At 65.5% G+C, this 12805-nt stretch carries 6 protein-coding genes and 4 pseudogenes; all 10 read right to left on the minus strand.

What is annotated here, in order from left to right; translation table 11 throughout:
- A pseudogene (locus AB1286_RS20890) lies at positions 1-599 on the minus strand (cell division protein FtsQ/DivIB); the annotation flags it as partial.
- 101 nt (positions 600-700) lie between these two features.
- A complete protein-coding gene (locus AB1286_RS20895) occupies positions 701-1645 on the minus strand; it encodes a D-alanine--D-alanine ligase (RefSeq protein WP_430365190.1) in 945 nt (314 codons plus the stop codon).
- Positions 1642-3044 (minus strand): annotated as a pseudogene (gene murC / locus AB1286_RS20900) (UDP-N-acetylmuramate--L-alanine ligase). Before murC ends, AB1286_RS20895 begins: the two are co-directional and overlap by 4 nt.
- Positions 3045-3075: 31 nt before the next feature.
- A pseudogene (gene murG / locus AB1286_RS20905) lies at positions 3076-4148 on the minus strand (undecaprenyldiphospho-muramoylpentapeptide beta-N-acetylglucosaminyltransferase); the annotation flags it as partial.
- Positions 4145-5426: pseudogene (ftsW, locus tag AB1286_RS20910) on the minus strand (putative lipid II flippase FtsW). The pseudogenes murG and ftsW, both read right to left, overlap by 4 nt.
- Complete coding sequence (gene murD, locus AB1286_RS20915; RefSeq protein WP_430363983.1) at positions 5423-6958, minus strand: UDP-N-acetylmuramoyl-L-alanine--D-glutamate ligase; 1536 nt, start codon at positions 6956-6958, stop codon at positions 5423-5425. Before murD ends, ftsW begins: the two are co-directional and overlap by 4 nt.
- Positions 6959-6997: 39 nt before the next feature.
- Entirely contained in the window at positions 6998-8167 is a 1170-nt protein-coding gene (gene mraY / locus AB1286_RS20920) for a phospho-N-acetylmuramoyl-pentapeptide-transferase (RefSeq protein WP_430363982.1), read from the minus strand.
- A gap of 15 nt (positions 8168-8182) precedes the next feature.
- Positions 8183-9631 carry a UDP-N-acetylmuramoyl-tripeptide--D-alanyl-D-alanine ligase gene (locus AB1286_RS20925; protein WP_430363981.1) on the minus strand — a complete coding sequence of 483 codons (1449 nt, stop codon included), beginning with the start codon at positions 9629-9631 and terminating at the stop codon, positions 8183-8185.
- A complete protein-coding gene (locus AB1286_RS20930) occupies positions 9628-11169 on the minus strand; it encodes a UDP-N-acetylmuramoyl-L-alanyl-D-glutamate--2,6-diaminopimelate ligase (protein ID WP_430363980.1) in 1542 nt (513 codons plus the stop codon). Before AB1286_RS20930 ends, AB1286_RS20925 begins: the two co-directional genes overlap by 4 nt.
- A partial coding sequence (locus tag AB1286_RS20935; protein WP_430365191.1) for a peptidoglycan D,D-transpeptidase FtsI family protein occupies positions 11166-12805 on the minus strand: 1640 nt, incomplete at its 5' end. The genes AB1286_RS20930 and AB1286_RS20935, both read right to left, overlap by 4 nt.

Raw genomic sequence — 12805 nt, forward strand, 5'->3', positions numbered from 1 at the left:
CCGTTCGGATAACGCAAATCAGCGTATTCGATATCGTTCCCCCAACGCGCCGTGACCGCGCCCCAAGCCGCGCTCAGCCGATGGCTGCGATCGGCGAGCGTTTGCGGGTTGCGCTCCCCGGCCGTACTCGATCTGCGTGCCGTTCGAAAGCTTCACCGTCCACGCATAGCGCGGCGACAGCGTCACTTCGTCGGGCGTCGCCCCGAGCGGCGCCAGCCACTTCTTGAAATCGAAGTAGGCGCGACGACTTCCTTTTCCGTCCCGTTCGGTCCGTCGAACGCGGGCAGATCCTGATCGAGCTCGCCTTGGTTCGCCGTGAACAGTTCGCCGTCGACACTGACGAGCTGATCGCTACCCCACGTGCCGAGCGGCTTGTATTCTTCGAGCGTGACCGCGAGCGCGTTGGGCCAAACGCGCCGCACGCTCGCGCGGCGCACCCACGGCATCTGCTCGAACGCCGCCCGAGCGCTATCCAAATCGACCGTGAAGAAGTTGCCCTTCAAATGCCCCACTACACCTGCGCGCACCGTCGGCGCGTTGATGTGCTCGGTGTCGCCGCCGATCGCGATCGTATGCAGCGCGAACGCCGGACGTTGCATCAGCCAGTACGCGCCGGCCGCCAATAGCACCAGCGCCCACAGCGCATAGAGCGCGTTGGCGGCGAGGTTCAGTTGGCGTACGTTATCCACATGGGCGGCGTTCAATCCGAAAGCGTCAGGGCGAGTACGCCGACGACGAGGTCCTGATAGCTGATGCCCACCGCGCGCGCGGCCTTCGGGGGCAACGAGTGATCGGTCATGCCCGGCGCCGTATTCACCTCGAGAAAGTAGGCGTTGCCGTTCGCATCGAGCATGAAATCGGCCCGGCCCCAGTCGGTGCAGCCGAGCACCTCGAACGCACGGCGCGACACCGCCTTCAAGCGCTTCTCTTCGTCGGCGGGAAGGCCGCAGGGAATCAGGTACTGCGTGTCGTCCGCGATGTACTTCGCGTGGTAGTCGTAGAACTCGCCGGCCGGCACGATCTTGATGATCGGCAAATCGAGATCGCCCGCGATGCATGCGGTGTACTCGCCGCCGCCCTCGATGCTCTTTTCGACGACGACGATCTTGTCGAATTTCGCCGCTTCCTCAAGCGCGGCCGGCAGTGCTTCGGCCGTTTTCACTTTCGTGACGGCGACGCTCGAACCCTCGCTCGCGGGCTTCACGAACAGCGGCAAGCCGAGCTTGGCGACGATGTCGGCTGCGCGCGCGGCGTAGTCGTCGCCGCGCATCACTGCCTCGAACGGCGGCGTGGGCACGCCGAGTTTGCTGCCAGACGAGCTTCGTCGGAATTTGTCGAGGCCGAGTGCAGACCCGAGCACGCCGGGGCCCCGTATAACGGATACCGTAAAAGTCGAGTGCGCCCTGGATTTGGCCGTTCTCGCCGTAGCCGCCCGTGCAGCGCGATGAACGCGCGCGCGCGAAGCCCTCGTCCTTGAGCGCCGACAGCGGCGCTCGGCAGGATCGAACGGGTGGGCGTCGACACCGGCGTCGCGCAATGCCTTGAGCACGAGCGAGCCCGACTTGAGCGACACCTCGCGCTCGGCGGATTGCCCACCGAGCAAGACGGCCACTTTGCCGAAACGTTTCGGATCGATGCTACTCATCTCTGACCTTTAATCCCTAACCTTGAGTTCGTTTGCGAGGCGTCCGGCACCGTGCCGATCGAGCCCGCGCCATCGTGATCACCACGTCGCCGTCACGCACGAGCGTCGACAGCGCCGCGGCACCTCTTCGACCGTCGCGACGAATACCGGATCCACCTTGCCCGTCGCACGAACGGCGCGTGCGAGCGCATTGCCGTCGGCGGCAACGATCGGCGATTCGCCGGCAGCATACACTTCCCGTCAGCACGAGCGCGTCGACGCTCGATAGCACGCCGACGAAATCTTCGAAGCAATCGCGCGTGCGCGTATATCGATGCGGCTGGAACGCAAGCACGAGCCTTTGACCTGGGAACGCCCGCGCGCGGCGGCGATCGTCGCCGCCATCTCTACCGGGTGATGACCGTAGTCATCGATCAGCGTGTACGTTCCGCCTTCCGCCGCGCGCATCTGGCCGTAGCGCTGGAACCGCCGTCCGACACCGGTGAACTCGGCCAACGCCCGTTGAATGTCGGCATCGGCGATCTCGAGTTCGGTGGCGATCGCAATCGCAGCCAGCGCGTTTTGCACGTTGTGCGTGCCCGGCATGTTCAACACGATGTCGATCGGCGTCGCGCCTTCGCGCACCGCCGTGAAATGCATCTTGCCTCGCGCGCGACACGTTGATCGCACGCACTTGCGCATCGGGCGCGAAGCCGTAACGAATCACCGGCTTCGAGACAAACGGCGAATCTCGCGCACGTTCGTGCAATCGACGCACAGCACGGCGATACCGTAGAACGGCAACCGATGCGTGAATTCGATGAACGCCTGCTTGAGCCGGCGAAGTCGTGCCCGTAGGTGTCCATGTGATCTTCGTCGATGTTCGTGACGACTTCGATCACGGGCAACAGATTCAGGAACGAGGCGTCCGATTCGTCCGGCCTCGCGACGATGAAGTCGCCCGTGCCCAGGCGCGCATTGACGCCCGCGGCTCGTCAGCCGCCCGCCGATCACGAACGTCGGATCGAGCCCGCCCGCCGCGAGCACGCTCGCCACGAGACTCGTCGTCGTGGTCTTGCCGTGCGTCCCGGCGATCGCGATGCCCTGCTTCAAACGCATCAGTTCCGCCAGCATCACGGCGCGCGGCACGATCGGCACGCGCTTGCGGCGCGCTGCCAAGACCTCGGGGTTGTCGCTACGTACGGCCGTGGAGACTACGACGGCGTCGGCGTCGCCGATGTGCTCGGCGTCGTGCCCGATCTCGATGCGTGCGCCGAGCGATGCGAGGCGGTCGGTCGAGGCGCTACGAGCCAGGTCCGACCCGCTGACGCGATAGCCGAGCGTGACGAGCACCTCGGCGATCCCGCTCATGCCGCGCCGCGATCCCGACGAAGTGAATATGTTTGACGATGTGTTTCATGACTTTCCTTCTTGGCGCGCGAGCGCCACGCCGCGCATACCTGCGCGACGCGATCGGTAGCTTCGGGCTTGGCGAGCAAGCGCGCGCGCTCGGCCATCTCGGCGAGCGTCTCGCGCGTCTGGCTGCGCAGCCACTCCGCCAGGTTTTCCGGCGACAAGTCGCGTTGCTGCACCAGGACGGCCGCATTTTGCGAAGCTAAGAATTGGGCGTTCGTGCTTTGATGGTCGTCCACCGCATACGGGAACGGCACGAACAATGCCGGCCACGCCCACGGCGGCCACCTCGGCCACCGTCATCGCGCCGGAGCGGCAGATCACGAGGTCGGCTTCGCCGTATGCCGCGGCCATGTCGTCGATGAACGGCACGAGACGCAGCGCCTCGCCGGGTTCGAAGCCGGCTTGCGCGTAGTTCGCCTGCAACGCGTCGATATGCTTCGCACCGGCTTGATGGATGACGTGCGGGCGCTCGTTCGGCGCAAGCAGCGCCAGCGCGCGCGGCACGCACTCGTTCAGTGCCGCGGCGCCCAAGCTGCCCGCCGACGATAAGCACACGCAGCGGACCGGTGCGGCTCGCATAGCGCGCCTTGGGCTCTTGTGCATGGCAAAGCTCGTCGCGCAACGGGTTGCCGGTCCATTCGGCCCCGGGCAGCGTGTCGGGGAACGCAACGAGCACGCGACGCGCGAGCTTCGCGAGCACCTTGTTGGCAAGCCCCGCGACGGAATTCTGTTCGTGCAGTACGAGCGGACGGCCGGTCAGCGCCGTCATGACGCCGGCCGGGAACGTGATGTAGCCGCCCATCCCGAGTACGACATCGGGCTTGACGCGCTTCAGCACGCGAGCGCTTTCTAGACATGCGCGCAGCAAGTTCAAAGGCAGCATCAACTTGGTCTTGAGCCCTTTGCCGCGCAGCCCGCCGAAGCGAACGTACTCGATCGGCACGCCGTGTTTCGGCACGAGCGACGCTTCCATGCCGGTCGGATTGCCGAGCCAAACCACGCGCCAGCCCCATGCGCGCATACGGTGAGCCACCGCGAGCCCCGGGAACACGTGTCCCCCGGTGCCGCCGGCCATGACCAATAGCGTGTGTTGCGGCGTGGTGCTCATACCTTCCCCCCACGCATCAGGACGCGGTTCTCGTAGTCCACCCGCATCAACACCGCCAGCGCGACACAGTTGAGCACGATACCCGAGCCGCCGTAGCTGACGAGCGGCAGCGTGAGCCCCTTCGTCGGCAGCAGGCCGAGATTCACGCCCATATTGATGAACGTTTGGGCGCCGAACCATATGCCGATGCCCTTGGCCATCAGCCCTGCGAAGGTGCGGTCGAGCGCGAGCGCCTGCCTGCCGATCTCGAACGCGCGGCGCACGATCCAATAGAACAGCAAGATGACAACCAGCACGCCGATGAATCCGAATTCCTCGCCGATCACGGCGAGAATGAAGTCGGTGTGCGCCTCGGGCAGATAGTTGAGTTTTTCGACGCTGCCGCCCAGACCGACGCCGAACCACTCGCCGCGGCCGAATGCGATCAGCGAGTGCGTCAATTGATAGGCCTTGCCTTGCGCGTAGCGATCGTCCCACGGGTCGAGGTAGGCGAAGATCCGCTCGCGGCGCCACGGAGACGCCCACACCAGAATCGAGAACGTCCCCACGGCCGTCGCGACGAGACCGCCGAACAGCTTGCCGTTCACAGCCGCCGAGAAAGAGCACGCCCATCGCGATCGCGGCGACGACCATGAAGGCGCCCATGTCGGGCTCGAGCAGCAGCAGCGCGCCGACGACGCCGACGGCGAAGCCCATCGGCAAGAAGCCCTTGGCAAAACTGTGCATGTGCTCTTGCTTGCGCACCGTGTAGTTCGCCGCGTAGATCGTGACGGCGAGCTTCATGATTTCCGACGGCTGCATGTTCATCAGGCCAAGCGGAATCCAACGCCGTGCGCCGTTCACGCCCTTGCCGATGTGCGGAATGAGCACGATCACGAGCGCCGCGAGCGCGAGCAAGAAAAGCTTGGGCGCGTACTTGTCCCAGACCGAGATCGGAATCTTGAACGTAATGATCGCGATCACCGAGGCGAGCGCCAGCGAAATCACATGGCGCATCAAGAATGCATAGGTGTGATAGGCCGCGTACTTCGGCGAATCGGGCATCGCGATCGAGGCCGAGTAGACCATCACGACGCCGAGCCCAAGGAGCGCGATGACGACCCACAGCAGCGCGTGATCGTAATCGAGCATGCGCGAGCGCACCGGCCGCATGCCGCTGACCACGCTAGCGAGCCCGCCCATGGGCGATACGGCGGCGGCGAACTTCGCCGGTTTGGCGCCGTCCGCCGTATCGCGTTGTCCTCCGAGACCGGAGCCGAAGCGATCGAGCCAGCTCATAGCATGGTCCCCCGCTGCGCTGCAATTTCCTCGACCGTGTCACGGAACACGGCCGCGCGATGCGCATAGTTGGTGAACATATCGAGGCTTGCGCAGGCCGGCGAAAGCAGTACGGCATCGCCCGGTTCGGCGAGCCCACAGGCCGCGTGCGTCGCCGCCTCGAGCGTGGGATGCTCGGCGAGCGCGACGCCCGTCTCGGCTAGCGCTTCGCGAATATGCGGCGCGTCGCGTCCGATCAGCATGACGGCACGGCACCAACGCGCCACCGGTCGCGCGAGCGGCCCGAAATCCTGTCCCTTGCCGTCGCCCCCGGCGATCAGCACGACGCGCTGCGCCAGTCCGTCCAGTGCGGCGACGGTCGCGCCGACATTCGTGCCCTTGCTGTCGTCGACGAAATCGATTCCGTCGATCGACGCGATCAACTCGACGCGATGCGGCTCGCCGCGATATTCGCGCAATGCGTGCAGCAGCGGCGCGGCCGGCAGGCCGATCGCGCGCGCCAGCGCAAACGCGGCCAGCGCGTTGGCGGCATTGTGCAAGCCGCGCACGCGCAACGCGTCGGCAGGCATGAGGCGCGTCATCGCGAGATCCGCGGGCGCGGCCGCCTCTTGCTTGCGTCGGCGCGGACTCGTCGTTTCGTCCAACGGCTCGCGCTCGCGCGCTTGCGCGAGCCAATTGATGCCGTTTTCGAGCACGAGTCCGTAGTCGCCCAAACGAGCGGGCTCGTTCAAGCCGAACGTGATGCACGGCGGCTGCGGTTGCGCTTGTCCGGTCGAATCGGGGCGCGGCGCGAACGCCATCGTCCGTGCGTCGTCTCGATTCAGCACGCGCACCGTATCGGGTCCGAAAATACGTCCTTTCGCGGCGGCATAGGCGTCGAGTCCGCCGTGCCAGTCGAGATGATCTTGCGTGATGTTGAGCACCGTCGCCGCATCGGGCGCGAACGAATGCGCGGTTTCCAGTTGGAAGCTCGAGAGCTCGAGCACCCAAACGTCGGGCAAGGCCGCCGCGTCGATCGCATCCATCAAACGGTCGAGCAGCGACGGGCTGATGTTGCCGGCAACGGCCACCTTCTTCCCGGCCCGTTCGCACAGCAGCCCCGTCATGCTCGTCGTGGTCGTCTTGCCGTTCGTGCCGGTGATCGCGACGACCTTCGGCGCGTAGCCGGACTCGCCCAGATGCGCGAGCGCCTGCGCGAAAAATTCGAGCTCGCCCCATACCGGAATACCGCGTTCGCGCGCGCTCGCGATGAGCGGGGCGAGGTCCTGAGCCAGCGGCGACAGTCCCGGGCTCACGGCGACGAGTTCGATCCCGTCATCGAGCAGCGCAGGCGAAAAAGCGCCGCCGACGAATTGAGCGTCGATGTCGTGCTGTGCCAGCGCCGGCAGATTCGGCGGCGCCTCGCGCGTATCGGCGACGCGCAAACGGCACCCCTGGCGCGAACACCAGCGCGCCATCGCAAGGCCCGACTCACCGAGCCCCAGCACGAGTACCGTCGGCCTTTGCCGATCGCGAAACATCTCACCGAACATCGCTTGCTTTCCCTTTTCCTTTACATTCGCCGCGCGGCGTTAGCGCAGCTTCAACGTCGATAGCCCGAACAGGCAGAGCATCAACGTGATGATCCAGAACCGAACGACGACCTGCGTCTCTTTCCAGCCCGACAACTCGAAGTGGTGATGCAGCGGCGCCATCTTGAAGATGCGCCGCCCTTCGCCGTAGCGTTTCTTCGTGTACTTGAACCACACCACTTGCAGCATGACCGACAGCGTCTCGGCCACGAAAATGCCACCCATAATGAACAGCACGATCTCTTGCCGGACGATCACGGCGATCGTGCCCAGCGCGCCGCCGAGCGCGAGCGCGCCTACGTCGCCCATGAACACCTGCGCGGGGTGCGTGTTATACCAAAGGAATGCGAGCCCGGCCCCGCCCATTGCCGAGCAGAAGATCAAGAGCTCGCCCGCGCCGGGAATATGCGGAAAGAGCAGGTACTTCGAATAGACCGAACTGCCCATCACATAGGCGAACACGCCGAGCGACGCACCGACAAGCACGACGGGCATGATCACGAGGCCGTCCAGGCCGTCGGTCAGGTTGACCGCATTGCTCGCGCCGACGATGACGAGGTAAGTCAGCGCGATGAAGCCCCAAACGCCGAGCGGATAGCTGATCGATTTCAAGAACGGCAGCATCAAGTCTGCACGCGCGGGCAGCCCCATCGACAAACCGCTGCGCACCCACGCCATGAACAGATCGAACACGCGCACGTTGCTCGCCTCGGACACGCTGAAAGCGAGATAGACCGCGGCGAACAGGCCGATCACCGACTGCCAGAAATACTTTTCCCGCGACGACATGCCGCGCGGGTCCTTGTAGACGACCTTGCGATAATCGTCGACCCAACCGATCACGCCGAAGCCGAACGTCACAAGGATCACGATCCAAATGAAGCGATTGGTCAGATCGGCCCACAGCAGCGTCGAAACGGCGATGCCGATCAGAATCAGCACGCCGCCCATCGTCGGCGTGCCCGATTTGACGAGGTGCGTCTTCGGTCCGTCGGTGCGGACGGCCTGCCCCACCTTCATTTCCGTCAACTTGCGGATCACCCACGGCCCGCAAACGAGCCCAATCACGAGCGCGGTGATGGTCGCCATCACCGCGCGAAACGTCAGATAGCTGAAAACGCGCAAGAAACTTGCGTCGTTTTGCAACCATTGCGCCAGCACCAGCAGCATGCTTGTCCTTCTCTTTCAATGCGCACCGGGCGCAGCGCCCGGCACGAGGGGTGACGGTTGAACGGTGAGCGCCTCGACGACGCGCTCCATTCGCATAAAACGCGAGCCCTTCACGAGCAGCGTCGCGCTCGATCCAAAACCCGCTTGCAGCAAGTACTCGACGAGTGCCGTCACGTCGTCGAAATGACGGGCGGCGCCGTGGCCCGCGCCTTGCGCCGCCGCATCGAACGCCCCGCACGATTCGCGCGTGGCGTCGCCGAGGGTGGCGAGCGCATCGATACCGCGTTCGCGCGCATACGCGCCGACTTCGCGATGGAATTGAGCACCGTTGTCGCCCACTTCACCCATGTCGCCCATCACGAGCACACGCGGCGCGGCGCATGCGGCCAGCACGTCGATCGCCGCGCGCATCGAATCGGGATTCGCGTTGTAGGTGTCGTCGATGACGGTCGCGCCCGCAAGCGGCCCCGCGACCGCGCGCTTCGTTTGCAGCCTGCCCTTGACCGCCGAGAACGCTTCGAGGCCGTGCACGATCGCATCGAGCGGCACGTTCGCGGCCACGGCCGCGGCCGTAGCCGCCAATGCGTTGCGCGCGTTGTGCTCGCCGAGTACGTTGAGCGTCGCCTCGAAGCTGCCCGCCGGCGTACGGGCACGCAAACGGTTGCCTTCGAGCACGCCGGTCACCACCGTAGCCGAGACAGCCTCGCTCCGCGAAGCGTCTTCGAGCGCGAAGTCGACGATTCGGTTCCCCGTCGCGGCGATGCGCCAGATCGCGGAGTAGGCGTCGTCGGCCGGGAACACGGCGACACCGTCGGCCGGCAGCGCGTGGATCACGCTTGCGTGCTCGAGCGCGACGGCTTCGACCGTCGCCATGAATTCCTGGTGCTCGCGCTGCGCGTTGTTCACGAGGGCGACCGTCGGCAGCACGATCTTCGCGAGCAGATCGGTTTCGCCAGGGTGATTCATACCCACTTCGATGACCGCCAGCCGATGCGCCGCGTTCAAGCGCAGCAACGTCAGCGGCAGTCCCACATCGTTATTGAAGTTGCCGGCCGTGGCCAGCCGCGCCGATTCGCCGACCGCCTGCGCGAAGATCGACGCGATCATCTCTTTGACGGTCGTCTTGCCGTTGCTGCCCGTCACGGCGACGAGCGGCAGCGGGAAGCGGCGGCGCCAGCCGCGTGCCAGCGCGCCGAGCGCCGCGCGCGTATCGGGCACGAGCAGCGCCGGCCCCTGCCAATCGTCGGGCAACCGGGAGGCAAGCACCGCGCTCGCGCCTCGTGCGCGAACGTCCGACAAAAAGTCGTGGGCATCGAAACGGTCGCCCTTGAGCGCGACGAACAGCTCGCCCGGTCCCGTCGTGCGGCTATCGGTACCGATCCGCTCGAAGACGGTTGCACCGTCGCCGTGGACGGTCGCTCCCGGGATAAGCTGCGCGGCTTCGTTCAGCGAAAGCATCGTCATTGCTCGCCTCCGCGCGGATGCGTCGCGCGCGCCGCCAATGCCAGACGGGCGTGATCCTGATCCGAAAAAACCCGCTTTTTGCCCATGATTTCCTGAGTGGCTTCGTGGCCCTTGCCGGCCAGCAGCACGACATCCTCGCGGGCCGCGCCGCGCACCGCTTGCAAAATGGCGTTCGCGCGATCCTCGATGCGGCGCGCTTGGTCCGGCTGCGTCATGCCCGCGACGATCTGGTCGATGATCGATGCCGGATCTTCGCTGCGCGGGTTGTCGCTCGTGACGACGACGGCATCCGCGAGCCGCTGCGCGATCGCGCCCATCAGTGGCCGCTTGGTCGCATCGCGATCGCCGCCGCAACCGAACATGCAGACGAGCTGCCCGCCACGCGCTTGCGCCATCGGGCGCAACGCGGCGAGCGTCTTTTCGAGCGCGTCGGGCGTATGCGCATAGTCGACGACGACAAGCGGCTCGTCGTTGGCGATCCGCCCGCCTAGGCGCTGCATGCGGCCGTTGACCGGCTCGAGCTTGGCAAGCTGCGCCAACGCGTCGCTGAGCGGAACGTCGGCGGCGAGCAATGCGCCGAGCACGCCAAGCAGATTGCTGACGTTGAATTCGCCGAGCGTGCCCACTTCGACTTCGGCCGAGCCCCAATCCGACGACAGATGGAACGCCGTGCCCGTTGCGGTGGCGCGCACGTTCGTCGCCACCAGGGCGGCATGCGCGCTCGGCGCGTCGCTCGTCGCGCCGATACCGTAGACGATCGTCGGCATACGCGGCTGCGTCCGCTCGATCAGCCGGCGCCCCGCAGCATCGTCGCGATTGATGACCGCCGCCTTCAGCGTGGGCCAATCGAACAGTTTCGCCTTAGCCGCCTCGTAGGCTTCAAAGGTATGGTGATAGTCGAGGTGATCTTGCGTGAGATTGGTGAACACCGCGATATCGAAGGCCGTGCCGTTGACGCGGCCTTGATGCAGCGCGTGCGACGACACCTCCATCGAAACGGCACGCGCACCCGCCGCCGCCAATTGCGCGAGCGATCGCTGCATCTGGGGCGCATCGGGCGTCGTGAAGCCGGTGTGAACGAGATGCCCCCACATGCCGGTTCCGAGCGTGCCGATCACGGCGCACGGTTCGCCGAGCGCGGTCAACGCCGCGGCGATCCATTGCGAGCACGAGGTCTTGCCGTTGGTGCCCGTCACGCCGATCGTACGCATCGACTCGCTCGGCGCGCCATACCAGTGGCTGGCGATCTCGCCGGCCAGACGATCGAGGTGCGGCACCGCGCGTGCACGCGCGGCATCGACATGCCCCGAAAAGCCTTCGGGCTGAAACAGCACCGCCGCCGCGCCGCGCTCCAAAGCGCTCGCGATGTGCGCGCGGCTGTCGGCGCCGTCCACGGCGTACGCGAAGAATACGTCGCCGGCCGCGAGCGTACGCGTGTCGGCATGCAGTTGAGCGCCGGCTGCCGCGTGCGCGCGCAGCCAGTCGAGCGCATCGGCGATGTCCCGGTGCATGGCGTCCTGGTTCTCGGGCGCACTCATCGAACGACTCCCGGGTGAGCATGTGTTGCAGCCGACACCGTCATCGGACGGGCCGGCGCGAACCCCGCAATACGCCCTTTAGGCGCGGCAGGGGTCTCGTCCTTGGCTTTGACGTTGACCGGATCGCCCAAGACGACCAATTGCTTGACCGGCATGTCGGGCGGCACGTTCAGCGCGCGCAGCGTATCGCCGACGATGCCGGAAAATACGGGGCCGGACACGTAGCCGCCGAAGTGGCTGCCAGCAGTGGGCTGATCGATCGAGACGGCGACGACGATGCGCGGGTTCGGCATCGGCGCCATCCCGACGAACGAAGCGCGGTACTTCGAGCGGTCATAGCCGCGTCCGGAATGCACGTAGGCGGTGCCGCTCTTGCCGCCGACGCGATATCCGGGCACGGCCGCCTCGGGCGACGTACCCGCCGCCGTCACGACCGACTCGAGCATCGTGCGCACTTCGCGCGCCGTCGTCGGCGAGAAAATCTGCGGGCCCGTCACGACTTGGCTCGGGTCCGTCTTAAAAATCGATACGGGCATGATCTGACCGTCGTGCGCGATCGCCGTATAGGCGCGCGCGAGCTGGAACAGCGAGACCGACAGCCCGTAGCCGTACGACATCGTCGCCTGCTCGATACGGCGCCAACTCTTCCAAGGCCGCAACCGGCCGGCAGCCGCGCCGGGAAAACCCACCTTCGGCGCTTGCCCGAGCCCGATGCTTGTATACATATTCCACATCTCTTCGGGCTTGAGCGTCATCGCAATCTTCGTCGCCCCGATGTTGCTCGACTTTTGGAGCACGCCGCCGATCGTCAGCACACCGTTAGCGCTATCGTCGGTGATCGGCGCGCCATCGAGGACGAAGCGGCCGTTACCTGTATCGACGAGCGTGTTCGGCGTCACCCGATGCAAATCGAGCGCGAGCGACACCGTAAACGGCTTCATGATCGAGCCCGGCTCGAACACGTCGGTGAGCGCGCGGTTGCGCAGTTGCTCGCCGGTCAAGTGCGAGCGGTCGTTGGGGTTGTAGGTCGGGTAGTTGACGAGCGCGAGCACGTTCCCCGTACGCACATCGATGACCATTGCCGCGCCGGCCTTCGCCTTCGTCTTCTCGACGGCCGCCTTCAGATCCGAATATGCGATGTACTGAATCTTGCTGTCGATCGACAGTTCGACGTCTTTGCCGTCATGCGGCACGACTTGCTCGTCGACGTCCTCAATGATGTGGCCCATCCGGTCCTTGATGACGCGGCGCATCCCGGGCGTACCGGAGAGCAGCTTCTGATCGGAGAGCTCTACCCCTTCCTGGCCCTCGTCCTCGATGTTCGTGAACCCGACCAAGTGAGCCGTGATTTCGCCTTCGGGATAAAAGCGCTTGTACTCGGTACGCTGATAGATACCGGGAATCTTCAGGGCCTCGACCTTGGCGGCGACATCGACGGGCACTTGACGCTTCACGTAGACGAACGTCTTGTCTTCGGAGAACTTCGCGCGCAACTCCTTTTGCGTCATGCCGAGCAAACCGCCGAGTGCGGCAAGTTTGGACTGATCGAGATCGTCCGGCACCGACTCGGGAATCGCCCAAATGGCGCGCACGGGCAAACTCGTGGCGAGGACGAGGCCATTGCGATCGACGATCT

Origin of the sequence: Trinickia sp. NRRL B-1857 (assembly GCF_050470685.1) — a bacterium.
In the GTDB taxonomy this organism is placed as follows: domain Bacteria; phylum Pseudomonadota; class Gammaproteobacteria; order Burkholderiales; family Burkholderiaceae; genus Trinickia.